The organism is Aliirhizobium sp. YIM B11859 (assembly GCF_057163345.1).
Genome location: NZ_JBXHAY010000003.1, coordinates 239,670 through 255,603 on the forward strand (window position 1 = coordinate 239,670; position 15,934 = coordinate 255,603).

30 protein-coding genes are annotated in these 15,934 nt (G+C 58.8%); 14 read left to right on the forward strand and 16 right to left on the reverse strand.

Annotated elements, in window-relative coordinates:
* The 16 genes from AC2GXZ_RS13305 to AC2GXZ_RS13380 all read right to left on the reverse strand — a co-directional run bounded on the left by AC2GXZ_RS13305 (position 1) and on the right by AC2GXZ_RS13380 (position 9,409).
* The gene (locus AC2GXZ_RS13305) at positions 1-654 is read right to left on the reverse strand and encodes a hypothetical protein (protein WP_483759643.1); all 654 of its coding nucleotides are present in this window, start codon (positions 652-654) and stop codon (positions 1-3) included.
* Positions 655-712: 58 nt separating this feature from the next.
* Positions 713-1,108 carry an HNH endonuclease gene (locus AC2GXZ_RS13310; RefSeq protein ID WP_483759644.1) on the reverse strand — a complete coding sequence of 132 codons (396 nt, stop codon included), beginning with the start codon at positions 1,106-1,108 and terminating at the stop codon, positions 713-715.
* Positions 1,105-2,052 (reverse strand): HNH endonuclease, encoded by a 948-nt coding sequence (locus AC2GXZ_RS13315; RefSeq protein ID WP_483759645.1) that lies wholly within the window; start codon positions 2,050-2,052, stop codon positions 1,105-1,107. The genes AC2GXZ_RS13310 and AC2GXZ_RS13315 overlap by 4 nt, the downstream gene beginning before the upstream one ends.
* The gene (locus tag AC2GXZ_RS13320) at positions 2,049-2,633 is read right to left on the reverse strand and encodes a J domain-containing protein (protein ID WP_483759646.1); all 585 of its coding nucleotides are present in this window, start codon (positions 2,631-2,633) and stop codon (positions 2,049-2,051) included. The genes AC2GXZ_RS13315 and AC2GXZ_RS13320 overlap by 4 nt, the downstream gene beginning before the upstream one ends.
* A complete protein-coding gene (locus AC2GXZ_RS13325; protein ID WP_483759647.1) occupies positions 2,630-2,866 on the reverse strand; it encodes a hypothetical protein in 237 nt (78 codons plus the stop codon). The genes AC2GXZ_RS13320 and AC2GXZ_RS13325 overlap by 4 nt, the downstream gene beginning before the upstream one ends.
* The gene (locus AC2GXZ_RS13330) at positions 2,863-3,198 is read right to left on the reverse strand and encodes a YkgJ family cysteine cluster protein (RefSeq protein WP_483759648.1); all 336 of its coding nucleotides are present in this window, start codon (positions 3,196-3,198) and stop codon (positions 2,863-2,865) included. The genes AC2GXZ_RS13325 and AC2GXZ_RS13330 overlap by 4 nt, the downstream gene beginning before the upstream one ends.
* Positions 3,195-3,629 (reverse strand): hypothetical protein, encoded by a 435-nt coding sequence (locus AC2GXZ_RS13335; protein ID WP_483759649.1) that lies wholly within the window; start codon positions 3,627-3,629, stop codon positions 3,195-3,197. Before AC2GXZ_RS13335 ends, AC2GXZ_RS13330 begins: the two co-directional genes overlap by 4 nt.
* Positions 3,629-4,534 (reverse strand): ATP-binding protein, encoded by a 906-nt coding sequence (locus AC2GXZ_RS13340; protein WP_483759650.1) that lies wholly within the window; start codon positions 4,532-4,534, stop codon positions 3,629-3,631. Before AC2GXZ_RS13340 ends, AC2GXZ_RS13335 begins: the two co-directional genes overlap by 1 nt.
* On the reverse strand, positions 4,534-5,499 hold the full coding sequence (locus AC2GXZ_RS13345) for a PD-(D/E)XK nuclease family protein (protein WP_483759651.1): 966 nt from the start codon (positions 5,497-5,499) through the stop codon (positions 4,534-4,536). Before AC2GXZ_RS13345 ends, AC2GXZ_RS13340 begins: the two co-directional genes overlap by 1 nt.
* Positions 5,496-5,702 carry a hypothetical protein gene (locus AC2GXZ_RS13350; RefSeq protein ID WP_483759652.1) on the reverse strand — a complete coding sequence of 69 codons (207 nt, stop codon included), beginning with the start codon at positions 5,700-5,702 and terminating at the stop codon, positions 5,496-5,498. Before AC2GXZ_RS13350 ends, AC2GXZ_RS13345 begins: the two co-directional genes overlap by 4 nt.
* Positions 5,702-5,962: a hypothetical protein gene (locus AC2GXZ_RS13355; protein ID WP_483759653.1), complete on the reverse strand. Its 261-nt coding sequence runs from the start codon at positions 5,960-5,962 to the stop codon at positions 5,702-5,704. Before AC2GXZ_RS13355 ends, AC2GXZ_RS13350 begins: the two co-directional genes overlap by 1 nt.
* Positions 5,955-7,109: a DUF7666 domain-containing protein gene (locus AC2GXZ_RS13360; protein WP_483759654.1), complete on the reverse strand. Its 1,155-nt coding sequence runs from the start codon at positions 7,107-7,109 to the stop codon at positions 5,955-5,957. Before AC2GXZ_RS13360 ends, AC2GXZ_RS13355 begins: the two co-directional genes overlap by 8 nt.
* A gap of 26 nt (positions 7,110-7,135) precedes the next feature.
* Positions 7,136-7,414, reverse strand: a complete 279-nt coding sequence (locus AC2GXZ_RS13365) for a hypothetical protein (RefSeq protein WP_483759655.1) — start codon at positions 7,412-7,414, stop codon at positions 7,136-7,138.
* Between the two features lie 251 nt (positions 7,415-7,665).
* A complete protein-coding gene (locus tag AC2GXZ_RS13370) occupies positions 7,666-8,412 on the reverse strand; it encodes a DUF3800 domain-containing protein (protein WP_483759656.1) in 747 nt (248 codons plus the stop codon).
* 12 nt (positions 8,413-8,424) lie between these two features.
* Positions 8,425-8,643, reverse strand: a complete 219-nt coding sequence (locus AC2GXZ_RS13375; RefSeq protein WP_483759657.1) for a hypothetical protein — start codon at positions 8,641-8,643, stop codon at positions 8,425-8,427.
* 184 nt (positions 8,644-8,827) lie between these two features.
* Positions 8,828-9,409: a hypothetical protein gene (locus tag AC2GXZ_RS13380; protein WP_483759658.1), complete on the reverse strand. Its 582-nt coding sequence runs from the start codon at positions 9,407-9,409 to the stop codon at positions 8,828-8,830.
* A gap of 93 nt (positions 9,410-9,502) precedes the next feature.
* Here AC2GXZ_RS13380 and AC2GXZ_RS13385 point away from each other — a divergent pair, with 93 nt between their 5' ends.
* The 14 genes from AC2GXZ_RS13385 to AC2GXZ_RS13450 all read left to right on the forward strand — a co-directional run bounded on the left by AC2GXZ_RS13385 (position 9,503) and on the right by AC2GXZ_RS13450 (position 15,918).
* Positions 9,503-9,703 carry a helix-turn-helix domain-containing protein gene (locus tag AC2GXZ_RS13385; RefSeq protein WP_483759659.1) on the forward strand — a complete coding sequence of 67 codons (201 nt, stop codon included), beginning with the start codon at positions 9,503-9,505 and terminating at the stop codon, positions 9,701-9,703.
* A complete protein-coding gene (locus AC2GXZ_RS13390; protein WP_483759660.1) occupies positions 9,700-10,401 on the forward strand; it encodes a hypothetical protein in 702 nt (233 codons plus the stop codon). The genes AC2GXZ_RS13385 and AC2GXZ_RS13390 overlap by 4 nt, the downstream gene beginning before the upstream one ends.
* A complete protein-coding gene (locus tag AC2GXZ_RS13395) occupies positions 10,398-11,078 on the forward strand; it encodes an NERD domain-containing protein (protein WP_483759661.1) in 681 nt (226 codons plus the stop codon). The genes AC2GXZ_RS13390 and AC2GXZ_RS13395 overlap by 4 nt, the downstream gene beginning before the upstream one ends.
* A gap of 139 nt (positions 11,079-11,217) precedes the next feature.
* On the forward strand, positions 11,218-11,415 hold the full coding sequence (locus AC2GXZ_RS13400) for a hypothetical protein (protein WP_483759662.1): 198 nt from the start codon (positions 11,218-11,220) through the stop codon (positions 11,413-11,415).
* A 348-nt stretch (positions 11,416-11,763) separates the two neighbouring features.
* Positions 11,764-12,144, forward strand: coding sequence for a hypothetical protein (locus tag AC2GXZ_RS13405; RefSeq protein WP_483759663.1), 381 nt, complete (start codon positions 11,764-11,766; stop codon positions 12,142-12,144).
* 3 nt (positions 12,145-12,147) lie between these two features.
* A complete protein-coding gene (locus tag AC2GXZ_RS13410) occupies positions 12,148-12,348 on the forward strand; it encodes a hypothetical protein (protein WP_483759664.1) in 201 nt (66 codons plus the stop codon).
* Positions 12,345-12,599, forward strand: a complete 255-nt coding sequence (locus AC2GXZ_RS13415; RefSeq protein ID WP_483759665.1) for a hypothetical protein — start codon at positions 12,345-12,347, stop codon at positions 12,597-12,599. Before AC2GXZ_RS13410 ends, AC2GXZ_RS13415 begins: the two co-directional genes overlap by 4 nt.
* Positions 12,596-13,243, forward strand: a complete 648-nt coding sequence (locus AC2GXZ_RS13420; protein ID WP_483759666.1) for a methyltransferase — start codon at positions 12,596-12,598, stop codon at positions 13,241-13,243. The genes AC2GXZ_RS13415 and AC2GXZ_RS13420 overlap by 4 nt, the downstream gene beginning before the upstream one ends.
* Positions 13,240-13,506 (forward strand): hypothetical protein, encoded by a 267-nt coding sequence (locus AC2GXZ_RS13425; protein ID WP_483759667.1) that lies wholly within the window; start codon positions 13,240-13,242, stop codon positions 13,504-13,506. Before AC2GXZ_RS13420 ends, AC2GXZ_RS13425 begins: the two co-directional genes overlap by 4 nt.
* Positions 13,503-13,865, forward strand: a complete 363-nt coding sequence (locus AC2GXZ_RS13430; protein WP_483759668.1) for a RusA family crossover junction endodeoxyribonuclease — start codon at positions 13,503-13,505, stop codon at positions 13,863-13,865. Before AC2GXZ_RS13425 ends, AC2GXZ_RS13430 begins: the two co-directional genes overlap by 4 nt.
* The gene (locus AC2GXZ_RS13435) at positions 13,862-14,386 is read left to right on the forward strand and encodes a hypothetical protein (RefSeq protein WP_483759669.1); all 525 of its coding nucleotides are present in this window, start codon (positions 13,862-13,864) and stop codon (positions 14,384-14,386) included. Before AC2GXZ_RS13430 ends, AC2GXZ_RS13435 begins: the two co-directional genes overlap by 4 nt.
* Positions 14,379-15,017, forward strand: coding sequence for a hypothetical protein (locus tag AC2GXZ_RS13440; protein ID WP_483759670.1), 639 nt, complete (start codon positions 14,379-14,381; stop codon positions 15,015-15,017). Before AC2GXZ_RS13435 ends, AC2GXZ_RS13440 begins: the two co-directional genes overlap by 8 nt.
* A complete protein-coding gene (locus AC2GXZ_RS13445) occupies positions 15,014-15,523 on the forward strand; it encodes a helix-turn-helix domain-containing protein (protein ID WP_483759671.1) in 510 nt (169 codons plus the stop codon). Before AC2GXZ_RS13440 ends, AC2GXZ_RS13445 begins: the two co-directional genes overlap by 4 nt.
* A complete protein-coding gene (locus tag AC2GXZ_RS13450; RefSeq protein ID WP_483759672.1) occupies positions 15,520-15,918 on the forward strand; it encodes a hypothetical protein in 399 nt (132 codons plus the stop codon). Before AC2GXZ_RS13445 ends, AC2GXZ_RS13450 begins: the two co-directional genes overlap by 4 nt.
* Positions 15,919-15,934 lie beyond the last annotated feature (16 nt).

Consider the following 15,934-nt stretch of genomic DNA (forward strand, 5'->3'; position numbering starts at 1 on the left):
TCATGGCTGGCCCTCCGTGGTGAGAGCAGGTGCAATCCGGCGCTGGTAGACACGCTCAAGATAGGCTTTTGCCTCCTCGTAGCCATCCTCATAGACCGTGCCCTGATGCTCGCCAGGCTTCGTGATGTACGTTTTTCCACCTGGGAAATACCAGACTTCCCATTTTCCGAGGATGCTGTCCGCTACGGCCGCTTCGCGATCCGTTACATCCAGCGCTCTCCATTCGAGCGGCTTCACCCGTGGTGAGGGCGGCGTAGCCGGCTTCAAGCGCGGCCGCTCCATCTGTTCGCGATGGATGTCTTCCATCGTTTGTGGTGAGGGTGCCATAGCTCGGATCGCAACGTCCGCAAGTTCGGGGTAGCCGCCGCCTTCTGAAAGCTGGCGATCTATCTCCTTCTCAAGTGCGTCGGCTACGGCAACCCGCAAAAGCGTCTGGTGCGGTGGGTTATGCGTCAATGAAGCGACATGTTCCTTGCGATGCGCTCGTATTTCCCGTTCCATCTGGTCGAACAGGTTGAACATATCGGTGAGGTCGACATCAGAGTTTCGATTGCGCATGGATTCGGCAGCTAAGCTGTCCAGTGGATCAGGCCAGCCGGGTGATGGCCCTCTCTGGTCGAGTTCAGAAGGCAAATGCTTTTGATCGTCGGTCATGGCTAAAACTCCCGCGAGGGCAGGCGATTGGCGCCGGCAAGGTGTTGATTGATGATAGTCATCTCTGGTGTCCTCTGATTACCTCACCAGTCCGGCGGTCAACGACCGTGCCGTCCATCAGGCGTTTGAGTATTGGGTGGTTAAGGTTGGAAGGCTTCTTGCCAAGAAGATGTTTTTTCTTCACCCGCGCGATCTTGGACTTCACGCCCATCTCGACTGCAGTTTTCTTGCGATGTGCCTCTCGAAGCGCAGGAAAGAGGTTTGTCTCCCGGTGTTCGCCCCCGAGGATCAGCGACACTTTGTGATCAAAATCGAACTCGTCTCGCAGCGGGTCGATCCTGGCCCCGGTGATATGACAGACGAAGTTTTCGCGCTCCAGTATCCTGACTTTGACCCGATCTGGAACCTTGGTGTCGTCGGTTTTCCCTATCCACTCGTCTACAGCGCGGGTCATAGAAGCCTCCCCAGAGAACGCATGTAGTCGATAGGGTCTTTGGCGCTTTTCCGGACATTGCACGGCGCGCATAATATTTGGATGTTGCGGGGTGCGTGCTCCCCTCCCTTCGATAAGGGAGTGATGTGATCGACATGAAAGCCGTCATTCAGCTTCACCCTGCAGATGGCGCATTTGTTTTTCTGGATAGATCGGATGGACGCTACGGTTCCGCGCGGTAATCTTCCCGTCGCCGACTTGGCAGCCCTCCTCCTCTGTGAAAACTCCCTGATCTTTTCAGGATTTTCTCTGCGGTAGCGTCTAACCCATTCAGCAGATTTCCCAGAACTGATCTGGCGCTCTCGAAGAGCTTTGGGCCCTCCTTTCCAAAGTGGGTTTCCCGGGCCAGAACGAAAAACAACCTGACCTCTAGCGATGGCCTTGCGTCTTCCTTCTTGAGCCAGTGCTAAGTGTTCCGTCGAGGTAATGCGTCCATCTGCGTTATTGCATTTCTGAGAGCAAAAGCGCTGGGTCTTGTTCCAAGCGCTAAAGTCGGCGCCGCATACGACGCACTTTTTAGCAAGGGCACGCTCAGTCAGCTCTATACGGCACTCTAAGCTGCAGAACCTTCTGTTGGTTTTCGACGGCGGAAGGTGCATCGTTTTGTGGCAACCTTCACAGTCCTTCTCTACCGTTGTGTCGCGCTTCTCCCATATGCGCCCTGCCCAGGCAGCGACTTTTGGGCCGGATAGGGACAACTGGATGCAGGACCGAGAGCAATTCGAAATCTGGGATATCTTTGAAGCTGGGACGAACATTGCGCGCCCGCAGGTCTTGCACGGCTTTTCTACCGCAGACTTCCTCTCAACAAAGAGGTTATCCATCCAGCCTTTGCTCTTCGCTGCCTTTGTCTTTGGTGTTGGGGCTGGGGAGGCGGTCTGTGCCGCTATACGGAAAGCGCTCATCCCTTGATCTCCTTCAAGGCTTCGGACCTAGCCGAGTTGAGTTCCGCCATGGCTGCATCACTGCCGCCGGCATCAGGATGAGCGCGCTTCGCATATGAACGGAAGGCGATATCTATGCCTTCACGGGATGGATACGCGCCGGCAGGAAAGCCCAGGATTTCACGCCATGTCTTCTTTGCGTTGGGTGACGGCAATGCAGTGAAGCCGGTGAAGGCTCGCTCCAGCATGTCGGATGCTCCCCACCTCTCAATGCCGCGGATCGCCTCGATGGTCTTTTCCAGCGCCCGGATGTTGTCTTTGATCCGATCCCATCGGTCGCAGGCAAAGACACGCTGTTGACCCTTCCACTGGAAGTAGACGGCCACGCCTTTATCTGCCGGCTCCCGTTGGTTGGCGTAAGGAAGTCCATCACGGCGAAGCTCAAGGTCGCTGGACAGAATCGGCAGCTTGCCACCTAGGAGGCGGATCTGCTCCATGAGGCCGTCGCGAGCCGATGTGAACGGCACATCGAAGCGGGAACGGGCTGGGGTCTTTGTGCGCGGCCATCCATCGGGCCAGGAGAGCGGGAAAGCCTCGATCATCCCCGATACCCCGCTCTCCTGGCAAGGGCCATGAGCTGGTCTGCTATTTCGGAAAGGGTGGAACGACCGGGGCCTGGTACCGGATCGGCTATGGGCTTCGCGAGGCGGTCGTCGTTGGCCCCGATCAGTTCGACACCCCATTTCCGCGCAAAGGTCGCGCGCTTTGCTTCCATGACGGATGCAAACGGATCGTCCTTGCCGCGAGTGTGGGCTTTGACATTGGTCTTGGTCATGCCGCGCTCCTCAATATCTCGCGGCTCTGCGCATCGGTCATGAGGCGCTTAGGTCCGCAACCCATGGGGCATTTCATGTTCGGGTGATCGACGGCGCCAAAGAGACGGCACACGGTCGGGCGGTTTTCATAGATCGCGCAGCCCTGCTCGGTGACGAATGGGCACTTCATCGTCATCAGCGCGGAGACGGCAACCCATGTGCCATTGGCGAAAGGCTCCCACTGCTCAAGCGGGCGGACCGCTGACGCCTTGTCGCGCTCGGCCGTCGAGAATGGAACGATCCCGCAGCACTCATGACAGCCAGACTTGCAGGTGAAGGCAGGGATTTTCATGCCACCCTCCGGTTTTCGTTGGCATTCCGCTCCGGCGGCACGTAGCCGAACTCGCGGGCAAGCAGCTCTGTGGCCGCGTTGAAGAATGCCATCATCTCAGGCTCTTCGCATTCGCGGGTGTTGATCGCGCGAGGAACGCCGACGAGGAATCCATTCGCCAGCCGGATCGTGTCGACGTAGTTCACGGCTGGGCGGATGTAGCTGTCCAGCGCCTCCTTGCTCGGAGCGCAGCCGGTGGCCTCGACGCAATCGTGAAGCATGCACCAGTAGGCAGCGAGGCGATCCATGTTCCGCCACTGCTTGATTTCGATGCGGATCTTCTGGCCTTGGGCTACGCCGTCGAGGGCCTGCAGGTCGTATTCCATCTCAGGCACGAGAGCGTTGCCGCGACGGACGAAGGCGTAGACGGGTTTGTCCTTCCTCTTGACCATCAGGCCGCCTCCTGCCGCGCCTCGACGTATTCATCAGAGGCCTTGTCGAAGGTTAGGCCGAGGGCCTTGGACCGGTCATGGACCATGACGACGAGGTCGCGGCCACCGGATCGGGCGCGGCCTAAGACGCCGTTGAGCCCGTCAGCATCGTTGATCTTAGGCAGGCTCTCAGAGAACCAATCGATTTCCTGCTTGTGTTCAAGCTGAGCTTCGGAAAGGTCGTTGAGGCGTTCCTTGATTTGGCTGATGATGCCAGCCAGGCATTCGGCATATTCCGGCGCATCGGCGGACGGTACCGCGACTTCGCCAAGCGCAGCGGGATCCTTGCCAAAGGCCGTCTCGGTCGGAGAAAAGACGAGATAACGCTGCTTGGCGATGATCGATATCCGGGCGATAACGTCGCTGTCGGTCAGGACTAGGTCTTTCGACCCGCCGGAGATCTTCAAGCGTTCCTTGATAGCGTCCCCGTCCTTCTGCTCGTCCATGTGAGCGATCAGCACCACATCTTTGCCGAACCCGCGCAGGAGCTTGAGGAAGGCGGAGAACCGAACGCCAAGCTGGCCCCATCCTTGCTGGCTGAGCGCGCCGCCGTGAGACAGGCGAGAGTTGCCGCGAATGATGTCCTGAGCCAGAACGTCCAGCGCCTTGCCGACTGTGTCGATGATGATCGTATCGTAAGCTGCAACGTCGGCTGCCGTGATGGCGGCAACGTCGCGCCAGTCGGAAACCTGCACCGTGTCCTTGCGATCAACGGCGCGGTGGGCACCCTTGTCGAAGTCCAGCAGCAAAGGCTTGGAAGCCGTGAACGCGAGGCTCGTCTTGCCGAGGCCAGGCTGGGAATAGAGCGTGACGCAAAGCGTTTCGACCTTGATCAGCTCGTCGGAGCGGGTGACTTTCAGTGCCATTATGCTGCCTCCCTCAAGTCAGAGATCGCGACCTGCAGTGCCTTCGGAACGTCGAACATGCCGCCGTCGGAAAGCTTCGGGTTCATGAGCCAGGAGAGATAGCTGTCGGGCAGTTCGGAGATGTGCTTGCCGGAATGCTTGCCGAAGGTGACATAGCCCTGAGCCGCAAGGTCTTCCGTGCCGGGACCAACGAGAAGCTTGATCTTGCCCTCGAGCGCATCCTCGTAGGCCTGCATGACTTCCTCGTCCCAGTAGAAGCTCTCGACATTGAGAGAGAGCGACCGCAGAAGCGTTTCGCCATCGTCGGCCTTCGCCAGAGCTTTCTGCAGGCTGAGGGCAGCGCGGCGCATGGTGGTAAGGGAGGCGTCGTCAGGCTGGATGTCGAACGCGATCGACTTCTTGTCGGTGACGTAGGTCAGGGCGACTGGGACGCCGCGAGCCTTCGCATAGAGCGCGGCCTGCCAGCGTTGCGAGATCGAGACGCTTTCCAGCTTCGAAGGGCAGCGTGTCGTTGTCTTCAACTCGACGATGCGCTTGTCTTCGAAGAGGAAGTCGATCTTGCCGTAAATCGGAACGTCGACATCGTCGAGGAAGGTTTCGACGCCGAACTGAGTGCCCATGACGTTGGCCGGATTACTGGTGCTGACCACGATGATGGCCTGTTCGACCATGCCGGGGATGCCCTTGACGACTTCCTCAATTTCTTCTGACGTTTCACCGGCGGCGCGCTGCCAGAACGTATCGACAGCAAGAGCCTTGGCATTCGCCATCGCATCTTCGCGGCTCCGGTTATAGAGCCAGAACTGCAGGCCGGCTTCGACTGCATCGCCACGCCACATTTTGGCGTTGGCTTTGCCCTTGATGCCGTAGAGGCGTCGAAGCACGATGGTGGCCGGTGCGGCATCCCACTGCGCGATCATCGTCGGGGAGAGGCTTTTGATATTGAAGCGTTCGAAAGCGTTCATGCTGCAATCTCCAGTTTGATCTTTGGCGCGTACCAGGAGGCGCGCATCTCGTAGTCCTCGGCGCGTTCAATGTGCCGGTCGTGTTCTGCGATGAGGTGGAAGGCGCGGGCCGGGGATGCTGTCTCAGCCTCGACGAGGCACTCAGCAGCTGTCTTCCGGGCCATGATCGCGCCGTTGGTGAAGTTCTCAAAAGCGCTGGCCATCACACGCGCTCCGCAATCATGATTTCCCGGTCCATCGCCACCAGCTCTTTCCCGAGGAGAACCCCAGCAGTTCCGATGCAAAGGAAGGCGATGAAGAGAGTGATGAAGTAGCCGGCAGCCCATCCAGCGCGGGACTTCGCGAGAACCGTGCCGAGGGTCCGGTTTTCAGCCTTGGCAAAACGTCCGAGCGGTATAGTCGCGCTCTTGCATTCAGTGCCGCAGTTGCAATCCTGGAAGGGTTTGAAGCCGCAATCACGCATCGTCGTCTTCCACTTCGACGAGTTCGCCGGCCTTCGCGCGATACCAGACGTTCGGCTTCAAGCCGTTCTGCCCGACGATGCCGGAGGCGGTGGAAATCGCGGGGTAGCCGCTGCCCTCCCAATCGCCGCGTTCAACGGCGAACAAAACGACGCCGTCGACGCCGGAAACTTTTCCATCCTTGCCAGGAGCCATTGCCGCGCCCTGATCTCCGGTGGCGGATGCCGCGCCCCGAGTGCCGGTGGCGGATGCCGCGCCCTGATAGCCGGTGGCGGATGCCGCGCCCTGATCTCCGGTGGCGGATGCCGCGCCCTGATAGCCGGTGGCGGATGCCGCGCCCCGAGTGCCGGTGGCGGATGCCGCGCCCCGAGTGCCGGTGGCGGATGCCGCGCCCTGATCTCCGGTGGCGGATGCCGCGCCCTGATAGCCGGTGGCGGATGCCGCGCCCCGAGTGCCGGTGGCGGATGCCGCACCCTGATCTCCGGTGGCGGATGCCGCGCCCTGATCTCCGGTGGCGGATGCCGCGCCCCGAGTGCCGGTGGCGGATGCCGCGCCCTGATCTCCGGTGGCGGATGCCGCGCCCTGATCTCCGGTGGCGGATGCCGCGCCCTGAGTGCCGGTGGCGGATGCCGCGCCCTGATCGCCGGTGGCGGATGCCGCGCCCTGATCTCCGGTGGCGGATGCCGCGCCCTGATCTCCGGTGGCGGATGCCGCGCCCTGATCTCCGGTGGCGGATGCCGCGCCCCGAGTGCCGGTGGCGTGTCCACCTTCCTCAAGCTTGGCTCGGTCCATCACCCACTTCACTGCTCTGGAAACGAGTTCGGGGATTTTGATCTCGGCCTTGATGGTGATCTCTGCCGCCGCGATCTTGCTATCGCCTTCATGGCGAGCAAGTTGGCCGCGCAGCTCCACCTCGTGAAAGACCGAAGTGCCGGGAGCGTAGTAGTTAAAGACTTCCAGCGGGTAACCTTCGATGGCATGGAAGCCGCCACGGCAGGCCTCGACCACGCCGTCATGCTTGTGCGTCTTGCCCAGTTCGAACTGGTAGCCACGGCACGAGAGGTTCTTGTCGAAGCCCTTCACGGCCATAACGACTTCCTGCTCTGCCTGCGTATTCACGGAGTCCTGCTTCTTCGCCTTGGTCGGCATGGATGTGTCCTCTGAATTGGAAAGGGTTACTCGGCGGCTTCGAGATGGCCCCGAAGGCCAGAGACGAGTGCCGGGACTTCACCGCGGAAGTCGTCGTCGGCTTCTTCATCGTTGCGGTCGCGGATGCGCTGCATCGCGGTTTGTGCGCTCGGGACGTCCATCTCAGCGCAGAGGCGGTCGAACTCCTCACGCTCGCTTTCCGTGAAATATCCGGTGTCAACGAAGCTCTTCACCATGAACCGGCGGCGCATGAAGGTGACGAGAGCGATCATGTCTCGGCTGTCGAAGTTGGATGTCTGTGCCATCTGCTGACCCCATCTATGGCGCCGTCCGTGTCGGGCGGCTGATGGAGAAAGCATGTCACCATTTTGGTGACGGCGCAATAGGCCGTAACCGTTTTGGTGACAAAAAATAAAGCGCGCACAAAAAAGCCCGCCAAAGCGGGCCGTATCATAAGATTAGAATAGGATTTCTTGTTTATTCGGCTGAATCGCCTATCTGTATGTCAAGGCCTTCGCAGCCCGAATACGCTGGCTAGACCAGCCGTGCTCTAGAGCTAGGGCTGCGAGGGACCTGCAACCTTCCCCTTGAAATGCCAAACAGTTAGAAATCTAGCGTCTCGGTTCGTTTCCGTCGCCCAAGTCTGGCGTCCCGATGCTCGTAGCACATAATCCGCTAGGTCACCTTTAGGCGAACTGTGCACGACGGCGTTTTGCTTCGCTGCGATCGCACCTACGAAAACGTCTGCCATCTGCATTATGCCGTTGTGGGCAGAGTTTACGGGCTCAATGCTTCTGACGCAATTCGGAAGCGCATTATGCTTTTTATAGGCATCGGCACACAACTGATCACGCATTGCGCATATGTCGGCAGAATCGTTTCCGGCATCGAGCCGAATGTGTATCGCCCGCCGCTTTCCATAGAAACGCGCGAGGCGATGCAGGCACATTTGATAGTACATTCGATTGACGCTGGTGTCACGGTTTTCGCCCTTGCGGCCTTTGTGGTTGTAGTCTTTGAAGGGGGAAATGATAACGTGCAGTGCTGCGTAGCGTTTGTTCACGAGGTCGAATCCGTAATCAATCAGCGCTTGGTATGCCGCTGATCGTTTTCCGCCCCGGTACTCGGCCCAATGAAATTCAGACCTAATTCCAAAGTCGTCGCGTAGGCCTGCTATGTAGTCCTCGATTTCTCTAATACGGTTCCCTGAAATGGCAAAACCACCTGCGACCATGTAATCCTTATCGCGGCTGCTGGAATCCCCATAAAACGTCAAGTTCGGGACAACCTTGACTTCAACCATGTACGAAATCACTCACAGGGCTGCCCTCTTGCCGCGGTATGTCTTCGGAGGCGGTAGCGCCTGGTGAGATTGCGCCAGCACTTCTAGCCAGGCAGCTAGGCCGACCGGAACTTCCTCGTTTCCAGTTTCCAGCGCTTCCACCCACGACAGATCGCATTGCAGCGCCGACGCCAGATTGATCGGAGTCCACCGGATCACGCGAAGGCATTCGTTGAAGCGGTCGGTGGTCATAAGCCTTCCTGATTTATGCGAGCGCGCAGGTGGTTGATCTCTTTCTGTAGATCACCCACCCAATAGGCGAGGGCGGCTATCGTAACACAAGCCCATGTCATGAGGCCCGCCGTCTGCCCTTCGATGTAGCCACCGATCAATCCTGCTGGAACACCTACGCAGAGAACAAACGACGGGCCTACTTTCATCGCGGACGCATCCCGACAACCGGCGCCGCCCACTCGATTATGGCGCCGTCAGTATGCACAGACCCGTCTCCGGAGATCAGTTTCACGCCGCGTTTCTTTGTGCGCTCAACCCACTTGATAAGAGTTTCATTCTGATCAGTACCGACGACGCAAAGGCGGCCGTAAAGAGAATCATCCCAGCGATCCCGATGGCCAATAATTGCATACCAGCCCTCAAACATTCCGAGGCTGTCACCGGATATCGTCGCGGCACCCCATGGTTGACCAGATACGATTGAAATCGGCGGCGCGTCAGCGCTTAAGTCATCATCATCAATATCTATAATAGCGCCACCAGCGCCAACGCGCCCAGCAACTTTCGTCTCTGGGATCTCTGGCAGCAGCAGCAGTTTACTTACGCTGACGCCGAGATGGGGAGCCATCAACGCTGCGACTTCTGGCTTTAACCGCTGCTCCTGTTTCCGCCAACGTAATATGCTTTGCTTGGGTTTTTTTATCAGATCTCCAAGCGCGGTCGGGCCAATACCCTTGGCCGCCATCGCCTCTTCGAGGCCATTGGGAAACTTTCCTTCGGTCATTTCGAAGCATTGTCACCGAATTGGCTACGTATCGAGTATCCAAAATGGTGACAGGCACTTGCGCCGTCACCAAAATGGTGACAGAATGCGTGTATGACCCTAGCAACCTGGCTCACCCAAACCAAAACGTCCGACGCTGAATTCGCTGAACGTATCGGCGTGAGCAGGCAGTCGCTCTGGAGATACAAGGCGATGGAGCGCGTTCCCCGTCCCAAGATCATGGCGAAGATACAGGCCGAGACGTTCGGCGCTGTCACTGCGAATGACTTCATCGTTGCCGAGGTGGCAGCATGATCACCCGTCGTTCCCTCGCTGACGAAATCGACCTTATCGACGCGGACATCAAAGCCCTCAACGACAGCAAGCGCGACTGCTTCAACGCCTACCGCGATCAATTGATCGGCGCTGGCGTCGGCAAGGCTAATGTCAAGGCTGAAATCGACGCAGTTAAGGTCGCGATCAAGCGCCGCCGCGAGGCTGCGAAGGACGAGCATGCGCTGATCGAGAAAGACGAGCTGATCGACGAGGTTTTCCACGAGATCACTCGTGCGCCGCGCGCACACGTAGAAAAGATTGAGGAATTTGACCCGATCTCGGGTGAATTCCTCGACGAAGACCAAGCTTCGGACGGGTCTGCAAACGCCGTCCTTACATCGCTGGCAGCGCGCGATGCCGAAGAAAGCGCTGCATCGAATTCCCCCATCGCTCCGGCCTCTCAAGGCGAAGCCGAAGCCCCCACGCCGATGGACGTAAGTCTCCCCGCTGATGGAGTGAGCAGTGAAGGCGCAGCCACAGGAGGCGACAATGTAGACGCTTCGAATTCCTCCGCACATCAGCAGGGTCGGGGCCTCGTCAGTACTTCCCCGACCCGTCATCCCGTCCTTCTCCTTCGTCCGAACTGCCAAAGACCCGGTGAGGAAACCTGCGGCGGCTCCGGTTCGAAACACTGCCGGGAGTGTGCAGCGGCGATGCGTGAGGAGGAGGTGGCATGACATCCTCCGCTGAAAGAGAAATCAGGGACGCCGTTGTGGCTCGACTGCGCGAATTGGCGCCGACCGCTCGCATAGTTCACGAACTGAACTGCGCAGGGCAGGGAACGAACCGCATCGATGTGGCGGCGATCACCCGAGACGTCATTGTCGGTGTCGAGGTCAAGTCCGAGAAGGATGTTCTCAAGCGCCTGACCGATCAGCTCACGGCTTTCCGAAAGTGCTGCCACGTCGTCATTGTCGCAGCTCACACTAAGCACTTCAAGGAATACCGCGACCCGCGCTGGCGCGCTGAGACGGAAAGCGAATTTCAGCTCGATCATCCAGATTTCTACGGCAAGCGCCGCGATCGCTATGTCTGGCAATATCCCCGTCCCGAGAAATTGAAATGGGGCGGAACGCCCTGGCATTTCGAATTGACAAAAGAGACATCTGGTTGGGCCTTCCCGCCGCGCAGTTCCGATCTCCTGCAGATGCTTTGGGCGGAAGAGCTTCGTCTCGAATGCGCACGTCACCGGTTGCCAAGCGGTAGCCGCGAGACGCGCGGTTCGATGATCCAATTCATGTCGATGCTTATGACCGGTCGTGAAGTCGGTCAGGCGGTTTGCCGCCAGTTGAGGGCGAGAAGGTTTGCCGAAGCCGATGCCCCGGTCTTCGAAGAAACGGCGGTGGCAGCATGACCAAGCGCCCCGGCCCATCCGAAAAGCCATCCGACATTCAATCCGCTCAAACAGACATAGACGCTCAAGACGCCATTGAGGCCACGCAAGGCGCGGCCCGTTGGGAGCGGAAACAGGTCCCAGCACCAAGGAGGCAGGCATGATCCTCATGGCATTCGGCACTCTGATCGGCATCGTCATCGGCTTTGCTCTGACCCTGGCCGTTCTTTTCATCTTCATCCTGATCAGCATGAGCCGTCACGCGAAGCTGCAGTACCGAGACGACTGCAACTGCCGGCCAACCGGCGAAAACAACGTCATCGCATTTCCGAACACGGCGGTCTCAGCTCCCAGGTGAGCCGTCGTCATCGGCCCGGTCTTTACCCCCAGCCCCCACTGAGACCGGGCCGAACGCTCTTAAACGGCTGCTGCCGAGGCGCATGATTACTGCAGCCACAGCAGTGCCAAGGGGAATGAATGGGTGTCCCGAGTCCTCCTCGGGACACCCGGCAGGGACCGAGGCAGCGGTATCCCTGCGAGGGAATGGAAACGGAATTACATGGCTCGCCGTTGCGGCGGACTGAGACGAGGGCGCTAACTTGCGACCCGCATGAGCGCAGCGGGCGTCCTCGTCTCCATCAGTTTGAGTGCCTTTGGTCATCAGCAAGCTCCGTGAACAAGAGCCTTATGAACCAAGGGAAATGTCATGGGTGACAAATTTACTGACGCGGAAAACAGGATTTCAGACAGGGATAACAAGATGAGTATGGCGTTCACTGTTGATGATGCGAAGGGAATGGCCGGCTTTTTGCTGGCGAAGGAATTCCGCGGTCCCGGGGATACGATCGAGGCCGCCGCAAGCCGTGTCGAGACGAAGCAGGGCGTTCCTGCATCCATCCTGCTCCGTCTCAGGAACCGGGATGTCAGCGACATGTATCTGTCGAGCTTTTCAGCCCTGACGACGGCTTACCTCAAAACAAAATCCAGGGTGGAGAAGGCATACGATCATGAGCGGTCTTTGGCGGTTGATACGAAAATCCTTCGCTTTGCTGATTTTGTGGCTGGCAAGGAAGCTTCGGAGACGTAACCGATGACCGACCCAGCAGAGATGATCCAATGGCTCGATCGCCGCATCGCTTCCGCCATGACCTGGCTTGATGACCACGGCCGCCACAGCAAGAAACCTCGCTCAATCGATCTGATCGAAACCAAGGAATACGACATCGCCCGGTTCGAAGAGATCAAGGGCGCGTATCTCAAGGCATTGGCCAAGAGGGAGAGCGCGGCATGACCAGCTGGTACGAGTCCGCAAAGGATCACATCCGAAAGCTCGACGCCACCCTTCCGGCTGACCTTCCTATCAAGGAACGCAAGGCAGCGGTCAGTGCCGCATATCCATGGGGTGAGCGTAGGATGCTCCCCTATAAAATGTGGCTGAAGGCGCAGAAAGAATATCTCTCCAGGTTCGTGAAGTCGGACGCGGCTGTGCCGCCGAAACATCTTTCCCCGCTTGAGCGGATGATGAGGAGGGCAGGGGCGTGAGCCAAAACACTTCCTCCGCCGTCATGCAGCAGCGCAGTGAGCCGCACGATAGCCTCGACGACTTCCCGACCCAGCCATGGGCCACGCGGGCGCTGTGCAAGCACGTCATCAACGACCATTACCTGTTCCAACAGACGGTATGGGAGCCTGCCTGCAATCGCGGCCACATGGCGCTACCTCTGTCGGAAAGCTTCAACGAGGTTCTGGCCAGCGATATCTTCGCTTACGGCTATGGTGTCCAAGGTGATTTCCTCATCCCTGGATTGATTCCGTGGGACGACGGTCTCTTCGTGGATTGGGTCATCACCAACCCGCCGTTCCGCCTGGCAGAGCAGTTCATCGCTCGCGCGCTGGATATCGCCACCGTCGGCGTGGCCATGATCGTGCGAACCTCGTTCCTTGAGGGCGTGGGCCGCTATGAGAACCTTTTCAGCAAGAACCCGCCCTCGATCGTCGCTCAGTTCTCCGAGCGCGTGCCGATGGTCAAGGGCCGTCTGACTGCGACCGGGTCGACTGCCACCTCCTATTGCTGGCTGGTCTGGCAGAAGGGCATCACCGGCACGAAGCTGGTTTGGATCCCGCCATGTCGGAAGAAGCTTGAGCGCCCCGAGGATTATGCAGCCTATCGCGAGGTGGCAGCATGACCACCTTCTCCATCCTCTATGCACTGCATGGGCCTGACGTCGAGTTGATCGCCGCTGCGCTTGGCATCCAGCCCTCATCCGTTGATCGCCTCATCAACAAGGCAATGGACGAAAATTATGCCGCCGCAAAGAAGGAGGCAGAACGCCGATCCTACGAGCGCGCCTACCGGGAAGAAAACCGGGAAACGATCATCGCCAACCGCAAGCGCCACAACGCCCAGATCAGGGCGGGCCTTCGCGAGATCAAAGCGGGGCTCGCATGACCGAGACGCTGACAATCTCCTTGCCTTGGCCATCCAAGAGCCTTTCCCCAAATGCCCGCGTCCATTGGCGCCGGGTAGCCGAGATCAAGAAACTCGCCAAGCGTGATGCGTTCTATGCAACGCGGTCGGTCCGCAAGGGTGAGATCGAGACTGAGGCGTTGACGGCGCGCATCACCTTTTCCCCGCCTGACAGGCGTGCCCGAGATACCGACAACATGGTCGCCTCAATGAAGGCAGCGTTCGACGGAATCGCCCAAGCGATCGGCATCAATGACAGCCGGTGGAACCTGCAGCTCGCCCCGATCGGTGAGCCGGTGAAGCTCGGCAGGGTAACAATTCAATTGGAGTGGACGGCATGAGCCGCATACGATCAATACACCCCGGCTTGATGAGCGACGAGGCGTTTATGACGCTTACCGTCGAGCACCCGGTCGCTATTCCATTGCTGTTAGGCCTCTGGATGGAGGCTGATGATGATGGCGTGTTCGAATGGAAGCCGCTGACCATCAAGGCGAAGACCCTTCCGGCACCACTTGTGGACATCAATATTCTCCTTGATGTCCTCATCAGCCTCAACTTTATCCGAAAGTTCGAGGCGTCAGGCAAGCCTTATGGCGCAATTCGGAACTTTAAACAGTGGCAAAGACCGAAGTTGCCGAAGGTGAAGTGGCCGAAAGGCGACGGAATCAATGCTTATGTGGGGGCTAATTCCCCATCACTCCCCCACGACTTACCTATTGATGGGGAAAAGTCTCCGCAGAGGAAGGAGGGAGGAGGGAAGAGGAAGGAAGAAAAACCGAAAAGTGGTTTTTCTTCTAGCGCTGGCGCGCGAAAAAAATCCGATGTTTCTGAACTGATGGGGGCATTCGGCGATGTCTGAACTCATCCCCCAGGATATCTTCGACCAGCTTCCAGAGCAGTTCCGCCTTAGGGCTCGACAGATCAAAGCGCGCGTTGCTGAGATCGATCGAATGCTGCTTCCATGCCAAGTCTCGGACATTCGAGATGCTGCAGTTCGTCTTCGTGGGCAGCTTCGTCCCCAGCCGGATACGATTGTCGCCACCTTTGCCGAAGAATTCAAGCTCGCCTGCGCTGATATCCCCGCGTGGGCCATATCCGAAGCGGTGAACGATTACCTCGGCGGTCGTGTCGAAGGGCATAGCGGCCAGTTCATGCCGACATGCGCCGAGTTCGCCCGCCACGCCAGATTGATCGTCGCCCCATTCGCTGGCGAGAGAGTGATCATCCGCCGGGAAGCCAAGCAGTTGTTCAGCCGTGCCGAAGACGAGCGCCGTCGGCAGATCATAGCCCTTGAACGGCAAGACCCCAATCAGCGCAAGCGCATCCGCGCCATGATCGACGAAGCCCTCAAGGGCGCACCGAAGGTACTCGGTTCCAATCCCCACACGACAATCGATGAGGGAATGCAGGCACGACTCGACGCGCTCAAGCGTCCTCGCCCCGAGCATGTATCGAAAATCCCCCAAGCCATATCCAGGAGGATCAAATGATCGTCACAGCCAAAGAATACACCAGCGCCGCGGAGATGCTTGCACAGGCAGCAGCCATCCACGCCAGGCTGATGAAGCCGAAGACGCGGCCGATCCTCGCCCTGCCGGCGCCCGTCGTGTCAGAGAAGCGGGCGCCGCTCCTACCGATCTTCCGGCCAGAGTGGAAGCGGCAGGAAACCCGCTTCGACGCGCATGTCATCGAATCCCGCCGCATTCTCGAAATGCTGAAATCTGGCGAAATCGAACTGGTGAGGATCCAGACGAAATCGGTGGCGCAGATCGTTGGCGAGGTTCTTGAGCATTTCCCCGGCGTCAGTGTTGGCATGCTCAAAGGCCCAAGCCGGTTACGCGAGGTGTGCCGCGCTCGCATGGAAGCTGTCTACCAAGTCAGGAAGCAGCGCCCCGACCTTTCAACGCCTGCCATCGGGCGTTGGTTTGGAGGGCGCGACCATTCGACGATTCTTCACTCTGTCAGCAAGATCGAAGCGATGAGGGCATCAGCATGACCGCTCAAGACACGATACCGGAAGAAACGCCACGTTTTGATCTCGACGTGATCCGCACGGCTTTGCGAGATCCTGACATAGCACGGTTTCCAGACTTCGCCGATGAGGTTGAGCGAGTTCTGGATGAGCTTTACAGCGCCCGCGCCATCCTTGCCGAGCGCCAGCGCGACAATTGGCAGCCGATCGAGACGGCGCCGAAATCTGGGGAATACGTGCTGCTTCATGCGGCTTACGGGGTCAGCAGGGGGCGTTGGGAAAATGACAAATTCTCCCGCCGGCCTCGGCCGTATTGGGTCACCGAAAGGGGGTTTCTCTTCGGAAAGACCTATGACCGGGAAAATCAGCCGACCCACTGGCAGCCTCTTCCTGTTGCTCCGAAAGGCGGTGCAGCATGAACCGCTACGCCGGATA